Here is a 23,165-nt window from a genome sequence, read left to right as displayed (position 1 = left end):
CGCTACTCGATGCCGATCGGCTGGGTGAAGTCGTCGTAGGGCAGTGGGCCGTCGACGAAGGCGTTCACGGTCAGCGTGTTGAGCGTGATGTCGCCGCCGTGGTTGTCCAGGAAGGCGATGTCGGAGGCGTCGCGCCCGGTGGCGATGCGGACCAGGCTCGAGCGCGGCGCCAGGCAGGTCGGGTCGAGCGCGCGCCACGCGCCGTCGACGTAGGCCTCGGCGACGGCGTGGAAGTCCATCGGCACGCAGCCGGGGGCGTAGACCGCCGCCACGCGGGCCGGGACGCCGACCGCGCGCAGTAGCGCGACCACCAGGTGGGAGAAGTCGCGGCAGACGCCGGTGCCCGACAGCAGGGTCTCCACCGCGCCGTCGATCGGAGCGCTGCTGCCCGGAACGTAGGAGATCCGCCTGCCGACCCACGCCGCCACCCGAGCGGCCATCTCCGGATCGACGATGCCGTAACCGAATTCGGCGGCAGCGTAGCCGAGCAGCTTGTCCGACTCGGCGTAGCGGCTGGGCCGCCGGTACAGCGCGATTTCGTAGTCGGTGGCCGGTGCGGGGATCGCGGTGCCGAACACCGTCGCCTGGTAGTCCAGCCGCAGCGTGCCTGCCTGCGCGTCGAGCACGTGCAGGCGGGAATGGTGCGGGCCGATCACCTCGCGGGGCGTGACGTACTCGCCGTCGAGTACGCACGTCATGGATTCGATCAGATCGAGGCCGGGTTGCCGGGCGACGGCGATCTGCCACTGCAGCACCGCGTCGGCGTGGACCGTGATCTCCATGCTCGCGGACACATCACGCTTCACGGCTCCAGCCTGACAGGCCGCGGCGCGCGGGGCGACTCGAACACGGGCGCGTGCCGGTCGCGAAGTCACAACGGACGGGCATCGGCCTCGTCGTGCCGGACCGGCAGCGCCGCCATCGGTGAGACCCGGGCACCTGCGGTCGGGCCGCACCGCGGGATCCGGGCCGTGCCGAGGCCGGCCACCGGGTTGTCGGCGGAGCGCCGATCACGTTGCGGCCCAGGCGTTATCGGCACGGAACCGGAACGAGGCCCGCATCCGAGATCGTTGACTATGGCGCGCGGAACAGCCTCTGTCACAGTCACTCTCGAACTCGAGGCGGGCAATGCCTCCCTCATGGTTCTCGGCAAGATGCTCGGCCCCACCGGCATCCCGCCGTTCGAAGTCAAACGCCGCTACGACGCCGCGACGGCCGATCGGCGCGGGGAGATCATCCCCGCCGTCATCACGATCGATGCCCGCAAACGCTGGACCATGCGGCTCAAGACGCCGCCGACGGCTTCGCTGATCCGCGCGGCACTCGGCAAACCCGGCTCACCCCGGCCCGGCCACACACCGGTGGGCGCCCTCACCCGGGAACAGTTGCGGCGCATCGCACTCCGCAAACTGCCCGACCTGAACACGACCGACGTCGAGGCGGCGATGCGGATCGTCGCCGGAACGGCCCGGTCGATGGGTGTGCGCGTCGAAGACTGAGCGTCGTCCGGCATCGCCGGAGGGCGATCTCGCAGCACCCGCCGACCGCCGCGCCACGATGTCCGATCCCGCGTGGTCAGGCGCTAGGTTGATGGTGGCCGACCGGCGGGATGCGCACCGGCGGCCGGACCGAACGGCGGGACAACGGGGGAATCATGCTTGCGACGGGCGATGTCTTCGCCGGATACACCATCGAGCGCCAACTCGGCCGTGGCGGAATGGGATCGGTGTATCTCGCGCGGCATCCGCGGTTGCCCCGGCAGATCGCGCTGAAGCTGCTGAACGCGGAGCTGTTCGCCGACACCGAGATTCGGGCCAGGTTCGAGCGGGAAGCAGATCTGGCGGCGCAGTTGGAGCATCCGAACATCGTCACGGTCTACGACCGGGGTGTCGATGACGGGCGGCTGTGGATCAGCATGCAGTTCGTCGACGGGGTCGACGCGGCGACCATCGAACATCCGGTGGCGGTCGAGCGGGCGCTGCACATCGTGGAGGGCACCGCGGCGGCCCTCGATCACGCGCACCGCAACGGCGTGCTGCACCGCGACGTCAAGCCCGCCAATATTCTGCTGGCCGACACCGACGGCCGGGAGCGGGTGTTGCTGACCGACTTCGGGATCGCCCGGCCCCGCGACGATGTGCACCACCTGACCCAGACCGGCACCTTCACCGCCACGCTCGCCTACGCCTCGCCCGAACAGCTGACCGGTGCGTATCTGGATCATCGCGCCGATCAGTACTCGCTGGCGTGCACGCTGTATTCGATGCTCACCGGCGTCGCTCCGTTCGAGGCGACGAATCCGGTGCTGGTCATCCAGGGCCACCTCCAATCGCCGCCGCCGTCGCCGCGGGCGCACCGGCCCGATCTGCCCCTCGCGCTGGACACCGTGCTCGCTCGCGCGCTGGCCAAGCGGCCGTCCGACCGTTTCGACTCCTGCGCGGAGTTCGTCGCGGCCGCGCGGCGCGCGCTCAGCGGCACCGGGGCGCAGCCGACCGTGTTCGCGGGGCAGTCGATGCCGCAGTTCGCGCATCCACCGGTGCCGCATCCCGCTGTGCCGCAACGCTCTCCGGGGTACCCGCCACCGTTCGCGGCCCCCGCGCCCTATCCCGGGCGGCCGAGGCCGGTGCCGCGACGGCGCAACTGGACGCCGGTGGTCCTGCTCGCGGTGCTGGCCCTGATCCTCGGCGCGACCTACTGGGTGTGGCAGGACGACAGCTCCCCGCTCGCCGACGCCCTGCACCGCTCCGCCGGACACCAGGACATGGACGCGCTGCACGCGGCGTTCCCGCAGATGCTGCCCGACGGGTACAGCAGCGGCCGGGTCATCGGTGATCGGCTGTGCTCGGGCCGCCTCACGGCGTCGAAGTACGGCGAGGAGTGGATGAAGACGTTCGACGGCTACCAGGCGAAGTGGAACTGCGCCGACAATTTCGTCGGTGACACCCACTACGCGTTCTTCACCTATCCCACGGCCCAGGCCGCCGCCGACGTCGTCGGCCGATTCCGGCAGCAGACGAAGGACCACGGCCAGGCGACCACCGGCACCCGCACCGACGACCGCCGGGAACGGTCCAGCGGCGGCCGGTACGTCGGCTCCGCGATCGTGTCGACCTTCGCCGAACCTGCCCGAGCGCGCTGGGTGCTGCTGTTCTATCGCGGCTCCGACGACACCCCCTTCGCGGGCAACACGGTGGAGAAGAACATGCCGACGCTGATCGCCGACGTCGCGGGCTTCCCGCTCGGCTGACCCTGGTGTCCGCGCGACCCCGTACCGCGGCGAACGGTGTTTGGTAGGGTCCACACCCGTCGGACGACGAGCGAGATTCGGGGGTCAGAGTGGTTTCTGACGGGACGGTATTCGCCGGATACACGATCGACCGGCAGCTGGGCCGCGGTGGGATGGGGTCGGTGTATCTGGCCCGGCATCCCCGGCTGCCGCGCTGGACCGCGCTCAAGCTGCTGAACCAGGAGCTGTACTCCGACAAGGAGATCCGGGCCAGATTCGAGCGGGAGGCCGATCTGGTGGCCCAGCTCGACCACCCGAACATCGTGACCGTGTTCGACCGCGGCGTCGAGGGCGATCAGCTGTGGATCAGCATGCAGTACATCGACGGGGTCGACGCGTCCATGCTGGATCCGCGGTCGCTGCCGCCGGACCGGGCGGTGCAGATCATCGGCGAGACCGCCGCCGCGCTCGACTACGCGCATCGCGCGGGCGTCCTGCACCGAGATGTGAAGCCGGCCAATATCCTGCTGGCCCGATCCAACAGCCAGGAGCGGGTGTACCTCACCGATTTCGGGATCGCCCGGCTGCGAGACGATTCCGGTCACCTCACCGAGACGGGATCGTTCACCGCCACGCTCGCCTACGCCGCGCCCGAACAGCTCACCGGCGTCCCGCTCGACCATCGCGCCGACCAGTATTCGCTGGCCTGCACGCTGTACTCGCTGCTGACCGGCACCGCGCCGTACGAGGCGCCCAGCCCGGCCGCCGTCATCACCGGGCATCTGCAGGCACCGCCCCCGCCGGTCAGCCCGCGCCGCGCCGGGCTGCCGCCGGTGCTCGATGCCGTGATGGCCCGCGCGCTCGCCAAACGACCCGCCGACCGGTTCTCCTCCTGCGAGGAATTCGTCGACGCCGTGCAGCGGGCGCTGCGCACCGGCACCGGTGGCGCGGCGACGGTGCGGCCGACCTCCGGTGCCCATCCGCAGCCGTTCGTCGGGATGGCGCCGATGAGCCCGGTCAGCGGGTCGGGGGTGCCGTACCCGGTGAACCGTCCGCCGGTACCCCCGTACCAGCCCGTCGCACCGCGCCCGGTCGCGCCGCCCGGGTGGCAGCGCCCGGTGCCGCCGCCGATGCCGTATCCGGCGCCGTCGCGCAGCGGGTGGGGCTCGGTGCTGACCACCTTCCTGATCCTGATCGCCGTCGTCGGGTCGATCATCGCCGTGCTGTGGGTGCTGTCGAACCTGTGATCGGTGGTCGGGGCCGCCCGGCGGGTGCCATATTCTGGTCAGAATGAGCGACTTCGATGTCACCGCCGCCGACTCCATCGACCTCGCCCGGCTGCGTCGCTTCGTCGCGGTCGCCGAGGAACTGCACTTCGCCCGGGCCGCGAAGGGCCTGCGGATCTCCCGGCAGAGCCTGAGCGCCACCGTCATCGAGCTGGAGCACGAACTCGGTACCAGGGTGTTCGTGCCGGGGGCGTCGCCGACCCAGCTGACCGAGGACGGCGCGGCGCTGCTGAACCATGCCAGGGCGCTGATCAGTGCGCAGGAGCAGGCCGAGCGGGAGCAGAAACCGGAAGCGCCCGCGAGCCTGCGGGTCGGGTTCGTACCCGGTGTCACCGTGTCGAAATGGGCGCGGATCTGGGGTGACCGGTTGCCGGACCATCCGCTCGAGGTCGTCGGGGTCGCGCAGGGGGAGCAGGAGAGCGCGTTGCGCGAGGGGCGCGTCGACCTGTGCTTCGTCCGGCTGCCGATCGACCGGACCGTGATGAATGCGATCCCGCTGTGGCAGGAGACCCCGGTCGCGGTTGTCCAGAAGGACGACGCGCTCTCGCTGCTGGAGACCATCACGCCCGCCGACCTGGCCGAGGAGCGGCTGCAGGACGGCACCGATCTCGATCAGGCCGCCGACACCCTCGCGCTGGTCGCCGCGGTCGGCGGCGCGACGATCGTGCCGCAGTCGATCGCGCGGCTGCATCACCGGCGCGACCTGGTCTACCGGCCGGTCAGCGACACCGAATTCACCGAGATCGCGCTGGCCTGGCCCGCGGGCAGCGACAGCGAACTGCTCGAGGAGTTCGTCGGGATCGTGCGCGGCCGGTCGGCGAACAGCTCGCGCGGCGCGGTCGCGGCGGAGCCGGCACGGCGGGCGGCGGCCGCGCCCGCGCGCAAGAGCGCCGCGAAGAAGCCGACGGCCAAGCAGCAACCCGCTCGTGGGGGCAAGGGGCGCAAGACCGGCGCGCGGCGCGGCCGCTGACACCGCGCACACGACAACGCCCGCGGCGCGAGAAAGTCGCTGCCGCAGGCGTTGTCGGTGAAGTCGGAAGCTAGCGCGGGATGCGCTGGGTCAGCGAGTCGATGACCAGGATCACCGCGATCAGGCCGGCCAGGCCGATGAGGAAGATGTCCTCGATGTGGCCCTGGTGGTTGCCGAAGGTCATGCCGAGCAGGATCACCACGACGACCCAGGCCGCGATGCGGAAGGTCTTGCGCGACTCACCGCTCCAGCCCCACGCGGCCGAGGGCACCTCGGCGGGATCGACGCTGGTGGCGACGGCGCGCTCGGTGCTGACTGATTCGAGGTCCGTGGCGGCCACGATCGCTCCTTAGGGCTCGAGTTCTGGTTGGGCGAGTGAGCATATCGTGGCATACGACCGTCCGTCGTAGCCAGCAGCCCTGCCACAATGGGGCCGTGTCCCACCCAGCTACCCGTGCCGCACACGGCCAGTCCACGTCCACCGACCGGGTGAAGGTGCTGCTCCTGGGCAGTACCGGTTCGATCGGTACCCAGGCGCTCGAGGTGATCGCCGCCAACCCCGACCGCTTCGAGGTGGTCGGCCTCGCCGCCCGCGGCGGCAATCCCGCGTTGCTCGCCGAGCAGATGGCGGCCGTCGGCACCCGCAATGTCGCCGTCGCCGATCCCGCCGCCGCCCAGTCGCTCGACCTCGAACTCGGCGGCCCCGACGCGGCCACCGAACTCGTGCGCCGCACCGAGGCCGACGTGGTGCTCAACGCGCTGGTCGGTGCGCTCGGTCTCGGCCCGACCCTGGCCACCCTGGAAGCGGGCACCCGGCTGGCGCTGGCCAACAAGGAATCCCTGGTCGCCGGTGGATCCCTGGTGACCCGCGCGGCCGCGCCCGGCCAGATCGTCCCGGTCGACTCCGAGCACTCCGCCCTCGCGCAGTGCCTGCGCGGCGGCCGGGCCGACGAGGTCGCCCGGCTGGTCCTCACCGCGTCGGGCGGGCCGTTCCGTGGCTGGACCGCCGAGATGCTCGAATCGGTGAACCCCAGCGAGGCCAAGACCCATCCGACCTGGTCGATGGGCCCGATGAACACCCTCAACTCGGCGTCGCTGGTGAACAAGGGCCTGGAACTGATCGAGACCCACCTGCTGTTCGGGGTGCCCTACGACCGCATCGATGTCACGGTGCACCCGCAGTCGATCGTGCACTCGATGGTCACCTTCACCGACGGCTCGACGCTCGCCCAGGCCAGCCCGCCGGACATGAAGCTGCCGATCGCCCTGGCCCTGGGCTGGCCCGACCGGGTCCCCGGCGCGGCGGCCGCCTGTGATTTCGGCACCGCGTCCACCTGGACCTTCGAACCGGTCGACGACGAGGTCTTTCCCGCCGTGCGCCTGGCCAGGCAGGCCGGCGAGGCGGGCGGCAGCGTCACCGCCGTCTACAACGCCGCCAACGAGGTCGCGGTGCAGGCGTTCCTCGACGGCAAGATCACCTTCCCGGCGATCGTGCGCACCGTCACACAGGCGGTAGAGGCCGCCGATCGCTGGCACGGGGAACCCGATACCCTGGACGACGTCCTCGCGGCCGACCGCTGGGCACGTCGGTACGCCGCCACCATCGTCGCGTCCTGACAGGACCTGACCGACGAACTGACCACCACGTTTTCGGCCGCCTCGCGTCCGAGTAGCGAGACGGAACGCCGCAGGCGCAGTATCGCTGCTCGGACGCGAGGTCACGAGGCCGGAAACCCGCGGCGCCAGCCGCCAGAGAAAGAGGCCAGATGGTATTCGCGCTGGGGTTCGCACTGTTCGCCCTCGGTATCACGATCTCGATCGCGCTGCACGAATGCGGGCACATGTGGGCGGCGCAGGCCACCGGCATGAAGGTGCGCCGGTACTTCATCGGCTTCGGGCCCAAGGTGTTCTCGTTCCGTCGCGGTGAGACCGAATACGGCCTCAAGGCGCTGCCGCTGGGCGGCTTCTGCGATATCGCGGGCATGACCGCGCTCGACGAACTCGAGGCCGAGGAGGTCGAGCGGGCGATGTATCGCCAGTCGACCTGGAAGCGCCTGGTGGTGATGTTCGGCGGCATCGCGATGAACTTCCTGCTCGGGTTCATCCTGCTGGTGGTCCTGGCCGTCGGTTGGGGCCTGCCGCAGCTCGAGCAGCCCCCGGCCACCGCGCTGGGCTCGATGAGCTGCGTCGCGCAGCAGAATCCCGATCAGACGATGCAGCCGTGCGCCGGTGACGGTCCCGCCCAGCGCGCCGGGCTGCGGCGCGGCGACGTGGTGACCGCCGTCAACGGCGTGCCCGTGACCACGTGGGCGCAGTTCCAGGCCGAGACGCAGAAGCAGACCGGCACCTTCACCTACACGATCGAACGCGACGGCCGGACGCTGACCGTGCCGGTGACGCCGGAGCGCACCGTGCGCTATCCGAAGGAAGGCCCGAGCCGGGAGGTCAGCGCGGTCGGCGTCGGCCCCGACTACGCCGAGCCCCAGCAGTACGGCCCGATCGCCGCGATTCCGGCGACCATCTCGTTCACCGGCGACTTCTTCGTCGAGACGGTCAAGTCGCTGGCCAAGATGCCGCAGAAGGTGACGGCGCTGTGGGAGGCGGTCACCGGCGGTGAGCGCGATCCGGAGACCCCGGTCAGCGTCTACGGCGCCAGCCGCATCGGCGGCGAGACCGCCGAGCGCGGCCTGTGGGGCATGTTCATCATGGTCCTGGCCAGCCTGAACTTCTTCCTGGGCGCGTTCAACCTGCTGCCGCTGCTGCCGCTGGACGGCGGGCACATCGCGGTCGTGCTCTACGAGAAGATCAGGGACACCATCCGGTCCTGGCGCGGCAAGGCCCCGGCCGGTCCGGTGGACTACCTCAAGCTGCTCCCGGTGACGTATGTGGCGGTCGTGATCGGTGGTGCGTTCATGCTGCTGACCCTGGCCGCCGACATCGTCAATCCGATCCGTCTGCCCTGATCGCTCCGAACCGCTGTCGTGCCCCTCACAGGGCGTGCGGCAACCCCGCGCGACTAAGCTCGGCAGCAACCACACCCGGTCGAATCCACGAAACGTACGAAAGAAGGCAGCCGAACGTGACCAGCACAATCGGATTGGGGATGCCCGCCGCCCCCGCTGCTGTTCTCGCACCCCGGCGCAAGACCCGCCAGCTGAAGGTGGGCAATGTCGGCGTTGGCAGTGACTCGCCGATCTCGGTGCAGTCGATGACCACCACCAAGACCCACGACATCAACGCGACGCTGCAGCAGATCGCCGAGCTGACCGCGTCGGGCTGCGACATCGTCCGGGTGGCGTGCCCGCGCCAGGAGGACGCCGACGCCCTCGCCACGATCGCGAAGAAGTCGCAGATCCCGGTGATCGCCGACATCCACTTCCAGCCGCGCTACATCTTCGCCGCGATCGACGCCGGCTGCGCCGCGGTCCGGGTGAACCCGGGCAACATCAAGGAATTCGACGGCCGGGTCGGCGAGGTCGCCAAGGCCGCGGGCGCCGCGGGCATCCCGATCCGCATCGGCGTCAACGCCGGTTCGCTGGACAAGCGGATGCTGGAGAAGTACGGCAAGGCCACCCCCGAGGCGCTGGTCGAGTCGGCGCTGTGGGAGGCGAGCCTGTTCGAGGACCACGGCTTCGGCGACATCAAGATCTCGGTCAAGCACAACGACCCGGTGATCATGGTGGAGGCGTACCGGCAGCTGGCCGCGCGCAGCGACTACCCGCTGCACCTCGGCGTCACCGAGGCCGGCCCGGCGTTCCAGGGCACGATCAAGTCCGCGGTGGCCTTCGGCGCGCTGCTCAGCGAGGGCATCGGCGACACCATCCGGGTCTCGCTGTCGGCCCCGCCCGCCGAGGAGGTGAAGGTCGGCGGCCAGATCCTGCAGTCGCTGAACCTGCGCCCGCGCAAGCTCGAGATCGTGTCCTGCCCGTCGTGCGGTCGCGCCCAGGTCGACGTGTACACCCTCGCCGACGCGGTCGCCGCGGGCCTGGACGGCCTCGAGGTGCCGCTGCGCGTCGCCGTGATGGGCTGCGTCGTGAACGGGCCCGGTGAGGCGCGCGAGGCCGACCTCGGTGTCGCGTCGGGCAACGGCAAGGGCCAGATCTTCGTCAAGGGCGAGGTCATCAAGACCGTGCCGGAGGCGCAGATCGTGGAAACCCTGATCGAAGAGGCGATGCGCATTGCCGAGGAGATGGGCGAGCAGCCGGGCGGTGAGCCGGTCGTCACCGTGGGCTGAGCTCCGTCGCTCACGGTCGGACGTCGGATTCGGCGGACCCGTACCACTGCGCGTGCTTTCGTGGCAGGCTGGTGCCGTGCGGAGTCTGCTGGAGCCGACGCGACGGTCCAAAACCCCTCCCGCGCGCCCGGTGTCCGTGCGAGATCTGGGCGAGGTGCTGCGTGTGCTCGACTCCGACCCGGTGGCCTCGTGCATGATCGCGGCCCGGGTCCAGGAGTTCGGGCTCGACGCGCGCTCCGGGCTCGGTGAGCTGTGGAGCCGGGGCGGTCCCGCGGACTCCCTCTGCTTCTCCGGGGCGAATCTGGTGCCGCTGCGCGGTGACCAGCAGGCCTTACGCGCGTTCGCCGAGCGGGCGGCGCGCTGGCCGCGGGTGTGTTCCTCGGTGGTCGGCCGACAGGAGCTGGCTCTGCCGCTGTGGGAGCTGCTGCTGCCCAAGTGGGGTCCGGCCAGGGAACTGCGCGCCGATCAGCCGTTGCTCGCGCTCGGCGCGCCCGCGCTGGCCCGCCCGGACGCGGGGGTGCGCCGGGTGCGGCCCGACGAGATCGACCGCTACCTGACCGCCGCGATCGCCATGTTCATCGAGGAGGTCGGCGTCGACCCGCGCGCGGGCGACGGCGGCCGTGGCTACCGGCGGCGAATCCAGAGCCTGATCGAATCCGGCAGGGCCTGGGCACGTTTCGAGGACGGCGAGGTCGTCTACAAGGCCGAGATCGGCGCGTTGTCGCGGCGCACCGGCCAGATCCAGGGTGTGTGGGTGCATCCGGACTTCCGCGGGGCGGGCGTCGGCACCGCGGGCACCGCGACGGTCGCGAATGCCGTTGTCGCGACAGGGCGTACGGCCAGCCTGTACGTCAACGACTACAACCGGATCGCCCGACGTGCCTACAGCCGTGTGGGTTTCCGTCAGATCGCGACCTTCGCCACGGTGCTCGTCGACTGAAATCCGGGCGTGTACGGCGCCGTCATCCGGGGTTTGCTGCCCGGTCGCCGCTACCATCGGTGCCGATGAGGACACGGATGGTAACCACGTTCGCGGTGGCAGCCCTCGCGGTGGCGGCCACCGCCTGCTCCGCAGGCCCGCAGGGACCGGTACCCGCCGCCGACGCCTTCGCCGAGGCGCTGGCCGACCGCGATCTCGCCGCGGCCGCCGAGCTCACCACCGCCCCCGAGAAGGCCACGGCCGCACTGACTTCGGCGTGGCAGGCGCTGCAGGCCGAGAAGCTCGAGATCCGCACCGGCGACGCGCGCGTCAGTGGTGACACGGCCACCGTCGACTACACCTACGCCTGGACCTTGCCCAAGGGCCGCCAGTGGACCTACACCGGCGAGTTGCAGATGGGCCGCACCGGCGGTCGGTGGCTGGTGCGCTGGACCTCCGCCGACATCCATCCGAAGCTCGGCGACACCCAGACGCTGGAACTGCGCACCGCGCCGGCGCCGCGCGCGCGGGTCAACGAGTCGGCGGGCAGCGATGTGCTGGTGCCGGGCAAGGTGTCGCGGGTGCGGTTCGACCCGGCCGCGGCCACCGAGCCGGATCGGGTCGCCGGCGCCTTGGCCGCGGCGCTGAGCCGGATCGATCCGGTCGCCTACACCCCGCAGTCGATCCTGGACGCGGCCCGCCGATCCGGTGGGCCCTCCACGGTGATCCTGCTGACCGAGTACGAGGCCGAGACCATCGGCGGCGAACTGATCGGGCTGCCCGGTGTCACCCTGACCCAGGAGTGGGACATGGTGCCCACCGACCGCAAGTTCGCGCCCGATCTGCTCACCCAGGTGCGCAAGACGGTGATCGCCGAGGTCGACGGCAAGGCGGGGTGGAGCGTGGTGACCCGCAATGCCAACGGCGCCGATCTCGATGTGCTGCACGAGGTAGCGGCGCAGCCGGCGCCCTCGTTCGCGCTGAGCATCGACCGGTTCGTGCAGAACTCCGCGCAGCACGCGGTCGACCTGCGCACCGAGCAGACGATGATGGTGGTGCTGCGTCCGTCGACCGGGGCGATCCTCGCGGTGGCCCAGAACAAGGCGGCCGATCGGGACGGCCCCGTCGCCACCAGCGGTCAGTATCCGCCGGGCTCGATCTTCAAAACGGTGACCGCCTCGGCCGCGATGGCGGCGGGCATCGCCACGCCCGAGACCGTGCTGCCGTGTCCGAGCCACACCACCATCGGCGAGCGCACCATCCCCAACTACAACCTCTTCTCCGTCGGCGACGTGCCGATGGCCACCGCCTACGAGCGCTCGTGCAACACCACCTTCGCCCGGCTGGCCAGCAGGCTGGACAGCACCGCGCTGACCGACGCCGCGGCCCGGCTCGGCATCGGCCAGGACTACACCGTGGAGGGCCTGCCGACGATGTCGGGTTCGGTGCCGCCCGCCGAGGGACTCGTCCAGCGCGCCGAGGACGGCATCGGACAGGGCCGGGTCGTGGTGAGCCCGTTCGGCATGGCCGTGATGGCGGCGACGGTCGCGCAGGGCTCGGCACCGGTGCCGTATCTGATCGCGGGCAGGCCGACCCGGATCGACGGTGACCGGCCCGCGATCGACCGGAACGTGGTCGACGGACTGCGCACGATGATGCGCATGGTCGTCACGGGCGGCACCGCCGAACGGATCAGGGACCAGGGCGAGGTGTACGGCAAGACCGGCGAAGCCGAGGTCGACGGCGGATCGCACTCGTGGTTCGTCGGGTACCGCGGGGACATGGCCTTCGCGACGCTGCTGGTCAAGGGTGGCAGCTCCGACAACGCGGTCGCCGTCACCCGCGACATGTTCGCCGCGCTGCCGCCGGGTTACTGAACGGGCGCCGCAGCGGTGTGGCCGGGTCCGCCGGCGTTCTCGGTCGCCAGCAGGCCCCGCACCACCGCGAGTGAACTGCTCTCGGAATGGGCAGTGGCCGTGTTGTGCACGACGTTGTACCCGGCAATGGGCTCGGGTGCGGCATGGGTGCCCGCGCCGTCGAGGAGGTCGATGGCGGCCGCGCCGCCCAGAATCATCCCGGCAGTGGTCAAGATCAGGGTGGAACGCCTCATGGTTTCGTCTCCCTCGTTCAGGGTTTCGACGTGCTCTCCCGGGCAGCCTTTCGATTGTCTGTTGGTTTGCTGGTGCTTGAACCGTAGATCGGCCGCCGCGCGGGTAACAACAGACCTAGGCAAGCGACACACAATTGTTGCGTTATGTGCGGGCGTGTTCGAACACAACCGGTACGCGACCGTGATGAAAAGGTGAATGCGCGGTATCGATAGGCGAAATCCGCAGTTCAGCGCCCCTGGTGAGGTAATTACCGAATTCGAAGGATGTTACGTGCGTTGCAGAGTCGCAGCCAGATGGTGCTGCAGGGATTCGCCGACGGCCGCCATTCGCAACGTGTAGTCGATCGTGTCTCCAGTCACGTGGAAAGAGCGGCCGAGGGCGGTAACCGGTTTCGCCGAACCGCTCAGCCCGATATTCGTCGAGTTCAATTCGAGGCGGATTCCGTCGACGGTTTCGGTGATCGTGCCCTCGCAGATCTCGGTGATGCCGGTGGGGTGGGCGAGCACCAGCTCGACCCGGCCGGGCGCGGGGCAACGCAGATAGCCGGTCTCGGCGTGCAGCGGCCTGCCGTCGGAGGCGGCCTTCGTGCGCTGCCGGTAGGTGAGGAACGGCCTGCCGAGATGTCCGAAGGTGATCTCCTCGACGTAGTCGAAGGATTCGATGGTCGGGTACTCGCCGTGGCCGCGTCCGCGCCAGCTGCCGAGCAGCGGGGCCAGGGCGGCGATGTCGGGATGAGGGGCGACGGGGGCGGAGGGTTCGACCACGGGCGACAGCCTAGACCTGCCCTGGAGGAGACGGTCACGGCACGCCGGGGCTCGGGTCAGGCTAAGGTCAGCCTCGCCTGAACGCCGTCCGGCGGAGGTCGAAAGGAAAGAACGTGAACGGACATGTGAGGGGTACCCGCGGGGTACGGTCCGGGCTGGTGCGAGGTGTGGTTCTCGGTGCGGCCCTGCTACTGGCGGCCGCGTGCTCGAGCTCCGAGCAGGCCGGCGACGATGTGGCCGCGCTGGACGGGAACCGGTACAGCCAGACGAACCTGGCTGCCAACAAGGATTCCTACCACGCCCAGTTCACCTTCCCCGACCTGGTCAACGCCTGGGGCCTGGCCGATCGCCCCAAGGGCGCGGGCGGGCACTTCTGGGTCGGCGCGGGCGGCAAGTCCTACCAGTTCGTCGGTGACGTGCACGCCTCCTCGGATCCGAAACTGCAGAAGCTGTTCCAGGATCAGCTCAAGCTCGTCGGGGTACCCGGCGCCGACGCCGACACCTCGGACAAGAGCGTCGGCAAGGTCACCGGCGTGGCGTTCAACCCGGCCCCGATCACCTCCGACCTGTTCGCGGTGCGCGACCAGTGGGTGGATGTCGACGGCACGCCGGTCCCGCTCGGCGGTTCGTCGCGGTTCATCTTCGCCACCGACTCCGGCAAGATCTCGGCCTGGACCGAACAGGCGCCCGACGGCGCGATCGTGCGCCGCGACGGCGGCGCGAACCAGGTGTTCGACGGTTCGGCGCAGGGCATGGCGTTCTTCGGGATCGCGCTCTCGCCGTCCGGTGACAAGCTGCTCGCCGCCGACTTCGGCGCCGACCCGCAGGTCCGCACCTTCGACAAGTTCTGGCAGCCGGTGGCGACCACCGGCTTCGCCAACCCCTTCGCCACCGGTGACCTGATCGACCCGGCCACCCCCGAGAAGGGCAAGAAGGCCAAGCCGGGCGACCCGGCCCCGTTCAACATCACCACCCTGGGCAGCCGGGTGTTCGTGTCCTATGCCATCACCCAGCCGGACGAGAAGGACCCCAAGGCCTTCGACAAGGCCGAGGAGGAATCTCTCGACGCCGAGGCCGACAAGGCCGCCAACGGCAAGCCGGACAAGGGTAAGGTCGCCGAGTTCGACGCCGCGGGCAAGCTCGTGCGGATCGTCGACGACGGCGGCAGGCTCAACGCGCCCTGGGGCGTGGCGATCGCGCCGTCGAACTTCGGCGCGCTCTCCGGCAAGCTGCTGATCGGCAACTTCGGTGGCCTCGGGCGCGTGCTGGCCTACGACGACACCACCGGCACCTTCGTCGACTATCTGCGCGACGGCGACGCCGAGCCGGTCGAGATCGCCGGGCTGTGGGCGCTGATGTTCGGCAACGGCGAGAGCCTCGGCGACGCCAACGCGCTGTACTTCACCGCGGGCCCCGAGGACGAGAAGGACGGCCTGTTCGGCAGCCTGCGCGTGCAGTAGATCTTTCGCCTGATCGCCTACCGGACACCGCGAGCGTCCGGTAGGCGATCGGTTCCGTTCGTGGCTCGTGGTGCCACTGAGTACGGTCGGCAGCGGTCGGTGGATGCCCCCGAAACTGGTGGGCCGGAGACGGTTTCGTACGACGTATCCTTTGTTGTGAGCTCTCCCGCCGATCCCTCCGGCACCCGGCCGGGCTGCGTCTGGGCGCCGGACGAACCCGAATCGTGTCCGGCGGTGCCCACCTTCGACGACCGGCGTGCCGGGGCGTCGGCCCTTGCGTCGATGGTGCCGATCCGGCCACTCGGCCCGCACGTCGACGGCGCCCCACTGTTCTGTCTGGCTGGCGAGGCGGGCTTGGCCTGGAGCTACGCCGGCCTGCTCGACCACCTGGATCCGCGCGTCCCCGTCTACGGGATCCAGGCGCCGGTCACGACCGCGGCGCCGCGCACCGTCCGCGAATCCGCCACCCGCGCCGTCGCCGAGATCCGGGGGATCGCCCCGCACGGCCCGTATCAGCTGCTCGGCTGGTCGGCAGGCGGTTTCGTCGCCCACGAGATCGCGGTGCTGCTGCGCGCGGCCGGGGAACACGTCGACGTCGTCGTGCTCCACGCCGACCCCGCCGCGTGCGAGGCCGTCCCGCCACCGCGGGCGACGGCCGGGGAGTTCGTGTACCGCTTCGGCCCGCTGCTCGCTGTCGAGGCCGACACCGCAGGCCTGTCGCCCGAGGAGACCGCCGCGGTCCTCGTCCGGGCGCTGGCGGGCACCGTAGAACTGACCGGCGCCGATCTGGATCGCCTGACCGAGGCGGCCGACGCGGCGGCCCGGATGGTGGCCGGCCACCACCCTTCGGTGCTGACCGGTGACCTCATCGTCGGTGTGGCGGGTCGCGAGCCCGACGGTACCGCACGGCCGAATCCCGAAGCCGTGGTACGGAACTGGCACCGCTATGTCGAGGGCGCGGTGACCGGCTTCGTGCTCGACGCCACTCCGGACGAGCTGACCGCCCCCGACCTGCTGCCCGATCTCGCCCGCGTCCTCGCGACGGCCGCCGCGGCTGGGCGCACGGCATGCTGACCGCGCCCGGATCCCCGGCGCCCGCCGACGGGATCACTCATGATGGGACGGTGCGGATATCGGCCGACCCGGTGATCATGCGCCGGGACCGGCCACCGAGCTCGGCGTTCACTCAATGGTGGGTGTTGTCGCTGCGCCTGATCCGGCCGTCCTGGCGGACCGGGGAGATCCTCACCGCGATTCTCGCGCCGGTGGTCTTCACCCTCGGCTTCTACGTGCCGCTGAACCTGGTCATGAGCGAGTACGGGCACGGGCTGAGCAGCTACGCGCAGTTCCTGATGCCGATGATCGTCCTGCAGGCGGTGTCGTTTTGTGCCATCGCCGCCGCCTTCCGCTCGGCCACCGATGCCCGCGACGGTCTCGACCTGCGGTTGGCCACGCTGCCGATGCCGCGGTGGGTGCCGTTCGCGGCCAGGATGACCGCCGCGACCCAGCGGTCGGTGGTCGCGGTGACCGCCGCCCTGGTCAGTGGCACGCTGGTCGGTTTCCGTTTCCACGGAGCCTGGTGGCATACCGTCGGTTTCGTCGGTTTGTCGCTGCTGATCGCGCTCGCGCTGTGCTGCGGCGCCGATCTGCTCGGCAGCGTGACGACGAGTCCGGAAGCCACCACTCAGATCCTGGTGCTGCCCCAGCTGATCCTGGGCATGGTCTCCACCGGCTTCGCCCCGGCGAGCCAGTTCCCCGGCTGGATCCAGGGTTACGCCCGCAATCAGCCGGTCTCGCAGTTCGTCACCGGATTGCGGGCGCTGGCGGGCGATTCCACCGGCGACGCGGGCACGGTCGACCTCGCCACGCTCGGCCCCGGCCTGGCCTGGGCGTTGGGGATGCTGCTCGGGTGCGGTGCCCTGGCCTGGCTGCGCGCGGTCCGGCGGCGCGGATGACCGGCATGGCCGCCCTGCCGATGGTCACCCGGCGCACCGAATCGCTGCGGATGCTGCTGCCGCAGACCTCGATCCAGGCCAAGCGCCTGCTGATGCGGTGGTACCGGGACCCGCTGACCGTCATGCAGGCGCTGGTGTTCCCGTCGCTGCTGCTGGTGATGCTGAACTCGGTGCTGGGCACCCAGGTCTCGGCCTTCGCCGACGCCGACGCGCTCTACGGCTCGGTGCCGATGCTCGCGCTGGTCGGGGTGATGTCGGGGTCGCTCGCCGGTGCGGTGACCCTGGGCCGGGAGCGTGACGAGGGTCTGCTGGCGCGGTTCTGGGTGCTGCCGGTGCACCGCGCCTCGGGCCTGCTGTCGCGGGTGGTGGCCGAGTGCGCGCGCATCGCGCTGAGCACGCTGGCCATCTTCGCTGTCGGAACCGTGCTCGGTTTCCGCTTCACCCAGGGGCCGCTCGCCGCCCTCGCCCTGTTCGCGATCCCGCTGCTCTACGGTCTCGGTTTCGCCACCATGGTCACCGCGCTGGCGGTGTATACGTCGAAAACCGCGCTGGTCGAGGTCATCTCGCTGGGCTCGTCGCTGCTGATGTTCTTCAGCACCGGGTTCGTCCCGCTGCGGGCCTATCCCGGCTGGGCGCGTCCGCTGGTCGAGCACAATCCGCTCACCCACGCGATCGACACCATGCGCGGACTCGCGCTGGGCGGACCGGTGCGCGGCCCGCTGCTGGCGACGCTGGCCTGGTCGCTGGGCGCGATCGCGGTGTTCGCGTTACCGGCCGCGGTCGGGTTCCGGCGCGCCAGTCGCTACTGAGCGATCGCGGCGCGCGCGTCGGCGAGCAGCAGGGCCGAATCGCGCGGGCTCAGCGCCATCGCGCGCAGCTGGTCGAAAATCACGCCGAACCGGCGGATCTCGGAATGGCCCTCGACGAGGGTGTCGATCGCCAGGCTCTCCACGTACACCAGTTCGGGGTCGACCGGGTTGCGGAAGTCGAGCAGGGTGAACGAGCCGGCCATGCCGGGGTGGGCGCCCGCGTCGAACGGCAGGATCTGCAGGATCACGTTCTTGCGCTTGGTCTCGGTGATCAGCCGGTCGAGCTGCCCGGCCATCACGGCGGGCCCGCCGACGACCCTGCGGATGGCCGCCTCGTCCATCACGACCCACAGTTCGAGCGGATCCTCCTTGGACAGGTTGACCGCGCGGTCCATCCTGGCCTTGGCGCGGCTCTCCATGGTCGCGGCGTCGAGGCGGGGCATGGAGGTATCGATGACGGCGGCCGCGTACTCGTAGGTCTGCAGCAGGCCGGGCACCGTCGAGGTCTGGTACTGGCGGGCCGACAGGGCTTCCGCCTCGAAGTTGATGTAGGTGGCGTAGACGTCGGATACCGCGCCTTCGTAGGCGTGCGACATACCGGGTTTCAGCGCGTCGCTGAGCAGGCTGAGCGCTTCTTCTCGCGTTTTCTCGGTGACCTGGTACAGGTCGAGCATCGCGCCGAGAGTGCGGCGTTGCGGGCGGGCCTGCGCCATTTCGATGCGATAGAGCGTGGTCACGTTGATGCCGGTGCGAGCGCTGACATCTTCCTTGCTCAGACCCGCCGTTTCGCGCAACTCGCGCAACATCGCGGCGAGCCGGCGTAGTCGGACGGTCAGTGTCGTGCGCTTGCCTGCCATGGTTCCCCTTCGCCTGTGGCGCGCTTCGTGAATCGCATTATTGCGCTGTGCGGCGCCGATGTCACGCGATCGGCCGAGAACGATGCCTCCGACGCATAGCCGAAGGTCGGCGTGCGTGCGGACACGCCGTAAACCGGTGCCGCCGTGCGGATGTGACCATCGGTTCTGTCAGGGCGGCTTTACCGCAAGGCTGACAACGCAATCTTGCGTTTCGCAGTGTGAGCGAGCATGATCCAGTTAGCCTGGTTGCGAGCAATCCGAACAGAAGACCGGGATAACCGAATCGAGAGCCAATCATGTTGGTACACAAATCTTGGGTGTCGGGTGAATTCGGGGCGTTGCGATGAGCGCGCCGGTGATGGGGGTACTGCCGACTGCGCCGCAATTGTTGTGCGCATTCCAGGGCAGGCGTTTTCAAGATCGAGAATTGTTGCGGTCGGCGCACGCACTGGCTGAACTGCACGAACGGCGAGCACAGGTGCGCGACGCCGCGCTGATCGCCGAAATCGATTGCCGTCGCAGCGAACTCGTCGACGACATCAACGACTGGATCGTCCAGGAGATCCCGTTGCACCGCAACGGCGCGTCACTGCACACCGAGAGCCTCGGTGCGGTGGTCGACCGGATGGCGCGCAGCTGGGTCGACGCGAACCAGGCCATCGATCTCGACGGCGCGCGCAGCGACAGCACGCACAAGCACTGGTACCACCTCGCCGAACTCGTCGACGGCTATACCGACCTGGTCACCGATGTGGCGGGCGGACGGCGACGGCTGCCCGAGCAGTAACGGGCTACTCGTGCTCGGGTGACAGCCTCGCCTCGAAGGCGACGCGGTCGCCCCGGTACAGCGAGCGCACCCGTTCGATGGGTGCGCCGTCGGCATCGACGCTGCGTCGATGCAACAGCAACATCGGCAACGCCGTTGTGCATTCGAGCAGGCCCGCTTCTCTGGGCGCTGCCAGTACGGTTTCGATGCGTTCCCGCGCACCGGCGAGTTCCACGCCGGTGGCGCGGATCGCGGCGTACAGCGACGTCGTCGGGTCGTAGCTGCCACGCAGGCCGCCGAAGCGGTGCAGTGGCAGATACGTGCTCTCCAGCCCGATGCGTTCACCGTCGGCGAGCAGCACGCGTTCCAGGTGCATCACGTGCGTACCCGGCTCCAGTTCCAGGTCGACGGCGGTCTCCGCGTCGGCGGCGACGTCCTCCCAGGTGACCAGGATGCGGCCCGGGGTGCGGCCGAGACTGATCGCGCCCTCGGTGTAGGAGCGCAGCGACAGCGGCTGGGTCAGCTTGGGGCGGGAGACCACCGTGCCACGCCCGCGCCGCCGAATCCTGCCCTCCACCAGCAGCTCTCGCAGGGCTTGGCGCACCGTCTCGCGGGCGACGCCGAACCGGGTGGCGAGGTCGCGTTCGGACGGCACCGGGTCGCCTTCGTCGAGATCGGCCAGGATGGCGTCGATTTCGGTGCGAACCAGGAACACCTTCGGAACGCGCGTGGTGTGCGGTGTCTCCATGCCCGCCAGCCTACTCGATTGGTCTATACCAAAACTTAACCTGCCGTTCTCGCAGCCAACACCTATCGGTCTAGACCATTTGCCATCATCGCTGACATGCGATTGGTCATCATCGGTGGAGGGATACTCGGCACCGCACACGCCTGGGCGGCGATCGCCCGTGGCCACGAGGTCGTCCAGCTCGAACGCGAACGCGAGGCGCGCGGCGCGACCGTGCGCAACTTCGGCCTGGTCTGGGTGTCCGGCCGGGCGGCGGGGGAGCTGGAGCTGACCCTGCGCTCGCGGGAGCTGTGGGAGGAGATCGGTGGCCGGGTGGCCGGCGTCGGCTTCCGTCCCGCCGGCTCGATCACGCTGGTGCGCACGCCCGCCGAGCTGGCCGTCGCCGAGGTGGCCGCCGCGGGCGCCACCGCACCGGCGCGCGGCTTCACCCTGCTCGACCCCGACCAGGTGCGTGCGCTCAATCCGGCGCTGCGCGGCAAATACCTCGCCGGACTGCACTGCTCGACCGACGCCGCGGTGGAATCACGCCAGGCGCTGCCCGCGTTGCGCGCTCATATGGCGGGCAGCGGCCGCTACGCCTTCCACGAGGGCACCGAGGCCCGCTCGGTCCTCGACACCGGATCCGGCGCCGTCGTCGTCGACGATCACGGCCGCCGCCACCAGGCCGACCTGGTGGTGCACTGCCCCGGCGCCGCCCACTCCGGGCTCACCCGCGAACTGGCCGGCGAGCTGCCGGTGCGCCGGGTGCGGTTGCAGATGATGCAGACCGCGCCGCTGGACGAACCGCTCACCACCGCGATCGCCGACGGCGACAGCTTCCGCTACTACCCGGGATTCGCCGGGGCGCAGGTGGATTCGCTGGCGCTGGAACAGTCGCAGACCGCCACGGCCGCCGAGCACAAGATGCAGCTGCTGTGTGTGCAGCGGCTGCACGGCGGCCTGACCATCGGCGACACCCACGAGTACACCGAGCCGTTCGCCTTCGACGTCGACGAGGCGCCCTACGACCACCTCACCGAGGTCACCGAGGAACTGCTCGGCCGCAGGCTGCCGCGCGTGGTGCGGCGCTGGGCGGGTGTCTACAGCCAGAGCGTCGATCCCGACGCCATCGTCACCCGGGTACGAGCCGACACCAACGTCTGGGTCGTCACCGGCCCCGGTGGCCGCGGCATGACCCTGGGCCCCGCCATCGGCGAGCAGACCGCCGACCAGATCGGACTGTGAGGAAGCAATGCCGGACACCATGATTCAGCTCGCCGTACTCGACATGGCGGGCACCACCGTCGCCGATGGCGGCCTGGTCCTGCGCGCCTTCGAGGCCGCCGCCACCGCCGCCGGGATCGAGCCCGACGGCCCGCGTCGTGAGCAGGCTCGCCGCTATGTCCTCGACACCATGGGGCAGTCCAAGATCGAGGTCTTCCGCGCCCTGCTCGGTGACGAGGACGCCGCCCAGGCCGCCAACCTCGCGTTCGAGTCCGCCTACGACGCGCTGATCGACGAGGCCGACATCGCGCCGATTCCCGGTGCGGTCGAGGCGATCACCGCGGTGCGCGCGGCGGGTGTGCGGGTGGCGCTGACCACCGGCTTCAGCCGCAGCACCCAGGACAAGCTGCTGGCCGTTCTCGGGTGGGCCGACCTGGCCGACCTCACGCTGGCCCCCTCGGACGCCGGGCGTGGCCGCCCGTACCCCGACATGGTCCTCACCGCGGCCCTGCGCCTCGGCGTCGACGCGGTCGACCGGATCGCCGTGCTCGGCGACACCACCAGCGACATCGCGACCGGCCTCGCGGCGGGCGCGGGCATCGTCGCGGGCACCCTCACCGGCGCGCACACCGCCGACGAGTTGCGCGCCGCCGGCGCGACCCATGTCGTCGCCTCGGTCGCCGATTTCCCCGCGCTGGTACTGGCGCCCTGACTCCGCCGCGGCAACCCGTCGCGGTGTCTCGAAGATCCACCGTCCCTGCGATTCCCCCTCGACAACGAGACGAAAGTTGCTGTAATCGTGCGTACTTCCCTCACCGCGCGCCGCCTGTCCAAGGTCGCGCTGCTGCTGGCCGGCGTCACCGCCGTCGCGTTCACCGCGGCCTGCGGCGGCACCGGCACCGAATCCGCGGACGGCAAGACCGTCACCGTCTACTCCGCCGACGGTGTCGGTGGCTGGTACAAGAACCGGTTCGCCGAGTTCACCGCGCAGACCGGCATCGCGGTCAACCTCGTCGAGGCGGGTTCCGGCGAGGTCGTGAACCGCGTCGACAAGGAGCAGTCCAACCCGCAGGCCGACGTGGTCGTCACCCTGCCGCCGTTCATCCAGAAGGCCAAGCAGTCCGGACTGCTGCAGCCCAGCGGCATCGACACCGCCGCGATCCCGGCCACCGACAAGGACGCCGAGGGCACCTACGTGACCCTGGCCAACAACTACCTGTGCTTCATCGCCAACCCCTCGGTCGACGCCTCCGCGCTGACCTGGGAGGACCTGCTGAAGCCGGAGTTCAAGGGCAAGCTGCAGTACTCCACCCCCGGCCAGGCCGGCGACGGTACCGCCGTGCTGGTGCTGCTGCAGCAGCTGCGCGGCAAGCAGGCCGCACTGGACTACCTGGCCGCGTTGCAGGCCAACAACGTCGGCCCGTCCTCCTCGACCGGCAAGCTGCAGGCCAAGGTCGACAAGGGTGAGCTGCTGATCGCCAACGGTGACGTGCAGATGAACCTGACCACGGTGCAGGAGAAGGGCTCCAAGTTCAACGTCTTCTTCCCGGCGACCGCTGGCAAGCGCTCCACCGTGTCGGTGCCGTACGTGATGGGCCTGGCCAAGGGCGCGCCGCACAAGGACGACGCCACGAAACTGATGAGCTTCCTGCTCGCCACCGACGCGCAGAGCAAGCTCGGCCCGGAGGCCTTCGCGGTGTCCCCGCGCACCGACGTGAAGGCCCCCGCCGAGGGCGGTCCGGCCGCCACGCTGACCGGCGTCGAGGTGGTCGCGGTCGACTGGAACAAGGTCCTCACCGAGCTGGACGCCGATGTCGCGGCGTACCAGAAGGCAACCGGCAGCTGAATCCGGCTGTG

At 70.1% G+C, this 23,165-nt stretch carries 23 protein-coding genes; 17 read left to right on the top strand and 6 right to left on the bottom strand.

Features of this window, described 5'->3' with window-relative positions; all coding sequences use genetic code 11:
* Positions 1-2: 2 nt before the first annotated feature.
* The gene (locus ATM97_RS14275) at positions 3-806 is read right to left on the bottom strand and encodes a transglutaminase family protein (RefSeq protein ID WP_218718493.1); all 804 of its coding nucleotides are present in this window, start codon (positions 804-806) and stop codon (positions 3-5) included.
* Positions 807-1,076: 270 nt separating this feature from the next.
* Here ATM97_RS14275 and ATM97_RS14270 point away from each other — a divergent pair, with 270 nt between their 5' ends.
* The 4 genes from ATM97_RS14270 to ATM97_RS14255 all read left to right on the top strand — a co-directional run bounded on the left by ATM97_RS14270 (position 1,077) and on the right by ATM97_RS14255 (position 5,482).
* Entirely contained in the window at positions 1,077-1,499 is a 423-nt protein-coding gene (locus ATM97_RS14270; RefSeq protein WP_218718492.1) for an uL11 family ribosomal protein, read from the top strand.
* 155 nt (positions 1,500-1,654) lie between these two features.
* Positions 1,655-3,247, top strand: a complete 1,593-nt coding sequence (locus tag ATM97_RS14265) for a serine/threonine-protein kinase (protein WP_218718491.1) — start codon at positions 1,655-1,657, stop codon at positions 3,245-3,247.
* An 89-nt stretch (positions 3,248-3,336) separates the two neighbouring features.
* Positions 3,337-4,473: a serine/threonine-protein kinase gene (locus tag ATM97_RS34385; protein WP_218718490.1), complete on the top strand. Its 1,137-nt coding sequence runs from the start codon at positions 3,337-3,339 to the stop codon at positions 4,471-4,473.
* A 43-nt stretch (positions 4,474-4,516) separates the two neighbouring features.
* Positions 4,517-5,482 (top strand): LysR family transcriptional regulator, encoded by a 966-nt coding sequence (locus ATM97_RS14255; protein ID WP_218718489.1) that lies wholly within the window; start codon positions 4,517-4,519, stop codon positions 5,480-5,482.
* Positions 5,483-5,552: 70 nt separating this feature from the next.
* Here ATM97_RS14255 and ATM97_RS14250 read toward each other — a convergent pair whose 3' ends face one another.
* On the bottom strand, positions 5,553-5,822 hold the full coding sequence (locus tag ATM97_RS14250; RefSeq protein ID WP_218718488.1) for a DUF2631 domain-containing protein: 270 nt from the start codon (positions 5,820-5,822) through the stop codon (positions 5,553-5,555).
* A gap of 95 nt (positions 5,823-5,917) precedes the next feature.
* Between ATM97_RS14250 and dxr the strand changes: the two genes are divergently transcribed.
* From dxr to ATM97_RS14225, 5 genes are all read left to right on the top strand, one after another.
* Positions 5,918-7,099: a 1-deoxy-D-xylulose-5-phosphate reductoisomerase gene (gene dxr / locus ATM97_RS14245; RefSeq protein ID WP_308248478.1), complete on the top strand. Its 1,182-nt coding sequence runs from the start codon at positions 5,918-5,920 to the stop codon at positions 7,097-7,099.
* Between the two features lie 149 nt (positions 7,100-7,248).
* Positions 7,249-8,445 (top strand): RIP metalloprotease, encoded by a 1,197-nt coding sequence (locus ATM97_RS14240; RefSeq protein ID WP_218718487.1) that lies wholly within the window; start codon positions 7,249-7,251, stop codon positions 8,443-8,445.
* 116 nt (positions 8,446-8,561) lie between these two features.
* On the top strand, positions 8,562-9,716 hold the full coding sequence (gene ispG / locus ATM97_RS14235; protein ID WP_218718486.1) for a flavodoxin-dependent (E)-4-hydroxy-3-methylbut-2-enyl-diphosphate synthase: 1,155 nt from the start codon (positions 8,562-8,564) through the stop codon (positions 9,714-9,716).
* 76 nt (positions 9,717-9,792) lie between these two features.
* The gene (locus tag ATM97_RS14230) at positions 9,793-10,656 is read left to right on the top strand and encodes a GNAT family N-acetyltransferase (RefSeq protein ID WP_218718485.1); all 864 of its coding nucleotides are present in this window, start codon (positions 9,793-9,795) and stop codon (positions 10,654-10,656) included.
* 77 nt (positions 10,657-10,733) lie between these two features.
* Positions 10,734-12,512 carry a penicillin-binding transpeptidase domain-containing protein gene (locus ATM97_RS14225; protein WP_255587731.1) on the top strand — a complete coding sequence of 593 codons (1,779 nt, stop codon included), beginning with the start codon at positions 10,734-10,736 and terminating at the stop codon, positions 12,510-12,512.
* Here the strand turns inward: ATM97_RS14225 and ATM97_RS14220 are convergent.
* Together ATM97_RS14220 and ATM97_RS14215 are read right to left on the bottom strand one after the other, a co-directional pair.
* A complete protein-coding gene (locus ATM97_RS14220) occupies positions 12,506-12,745 on the bottom strand; it encodes a hypothetical protein (RefSeq protein ID WP_218718483.1) in 240 nt (79 codons plus the stop codon). The two genes, ATM97_RS14225 and ATM97_RS14220, sit on opposite strands and share 7 nt — an antisense overlap.
* Positions 12,746-13,012: 267 nt before the next feature.
* Complete coding sequence (locus ATM97_RS14215) at positions 13,013-13,510, bottom strand: peroxynitrite isomerase (protein ID WP_218718482.1); 498 nt, start codon at positions 13,508-13,510, stop codon at positions 13,013-13,015.
* Positions 13,511-13,665: 155 nt separating this feature from the next.
* On the opposite strand from ATM97_RS14215, the gene ATM97_RS14210 reads away from it, so the two are divergent.
* The 4 genes from ATM97_RS14210 to ATM97_RS14195 all read left to right on the top strand — a co-directional run bounded on the left by ATM97_RS14210 (position 13,666) and on the right by ATM97_RS14195 (position 17,734).
* Positions 13,666-14,970: a TIGR03118 family protein gene (locus tag ATM97_RS14210; RefSeq protein WP_218718505.1), complete on the top strand. Its 1,305-nt coding sequence runs from the start codon at positions 13,666-13,668 to the stop codon at positions 14,968-14,970.
* Between the two features lie 156 nt (positions 14,971-15,126).
* Positions 15,127-16,044, top strand: coding sequence for a thioesterase domain-containing protein (locus tag ATM97_RS14205; protein WP_218718481.1), 918 nt, complete (start codon positions 15,127-15,129; stop codon positions 16,042-16,044).
* Positions 16,045-16,094: 50 nt separating this feature from the next.
* Complete coding sequence (locus tag ATM97_RS14200) at positions 16,095-16,925, top strand: ABC transporter permease (RefSeq protein ID WP_374104858.1); 831 nt, start codon at positions 16,095-16,097, stop codon at positions 16,923-16,925.
* Between the two features lie 5 nt (positions 16,926-16,930).
* Positions 16,931-17,734 carry an ABC transporter permease gene (locus tag ATM97_RS14195; RefSeq protein WP_374104857.1) on the top strand — a complete coding sequence of 268 codons (804 nt, stop codon included), beginning with the start codon at positions 16,931-16,933 and terminating at the stop codon, positions 17,732-17,734.
* On the opposite strand, the gene ATM97_RS14190 is transcribed toward ATM97_RS14195, so the two are convergent.
* Positions 17,728-18,591 carry a helix-turn-helix transcriptional regulator gene (locus tag ATM97_RS14190; RefSeq protein ID WP_218718479.1) on the bottom strand — a complete coding sequence of 288 codons (864 nt, stop codon included), beginning with the start codon at positions 18,589-18,591 and terminating at the stop codon, positions 17,728-17,730. The two genes, ATM97_RS14195 and ATM97_RS14190, sit on opposite strands and share 7 nt — an antisense overlap.
* A 427-nt stretch (positions 18,592-19,018) precedes the next feature.
* On the opposite strand from ATM97_RS14190, the gene ATM97_RS14185 reads away from it, so the two are divergent.
* Positions 19,019-19,378 carry a DUF4254 domain-containing protein gene (locus ATM97_RS14185; protein WP_019048160.1) on the top strand — a complete coding sequence of 120 codons (360 nt, stop codon included), beginning with the start codon at positions 19,019-19,021 and terminating at the stop codon, positions 19,376-19,378.
* 4 nt (positions 19,379-19,382) lie between these two features.
* On the opposite strand, the gene ATM97_RS14180 is transcribed toward ATM97_RS14185, so the two are convergent.
* Entirely contained in the window at positions 19,383-20,105 is a 723-nt protein-coding gene (locus ATM97_RS14180; RefSeq protein ID WP_218718478.1) for a GntR family transcriptional regulator, read from the bottom strand.
* A gap of 96 nt (positions 20,106-20,201) precedes the next feature.
* On the opposite strand from ATM97_RS14180, the gene ATM97_RS14175 reads away from it, so the two are divergent.
* The 3 genes from ATM97_RS14175 (at position 20,202) to ATM97_RS14165 (ending at position 23,154) form a co-directional block, all read left to right on the top strand.
* The gene (locus ATM97_RS14175; RefSeq protein ID WP_218718477.1) at positions 20,202-21,329 is read left to right on the top strand and encodes a TIGR03364 family FAD-dependent oxidoreductase; all 1,128 of its coding nucleotides are present in this window, start codon (positions 20,202-20,204) and stop codon (positions 21,327-21,329) included.
* A 7-nt stretch (positions 21,330-21,336) separates the two neighbouring features.
* Positions 21,337-22,020, top strand: coding sequence for a phosphonatase-like hydrolase (locus tag ATM97_RS14170; protein WP_218718476.1), 684 nt, complete (start codon positions 21,337-21,339; stop codon positions 22,018-22,020).
* An 87-nt stretch (positions 22,021-22,107) separates the two neighbouring features.
* On the top strand, positions 22,108-23,154 hold the full coding sequence (locus ATM97_RS14165) for a 2-aminoethylphosphonate ABC transporter substrate-binding protein (protein WP_218718475.1): 1,047 nt from the start codon (positions 22,108-22,110) through the stop codon (positions 23,152-23,154).
* Positions 23,155-23,165: the final 11 nt, after the last annotated feature.

Source organism: Nocardia sp. MH4, assembly GCF_019266065.1.
GTDB classification, from domain to species: domain Bacteria; phylum Actinomycetota; class Actinomycetes; order Mycobacteriales; family Mycobacteriaceae; genus Nocardia; species Nocardia canadensis.
The sequence above is the reverse complement of the archived record's forward strand: the minus strand, read 5'-3'. Positions and strand labels throughout refer to the sequence as shown.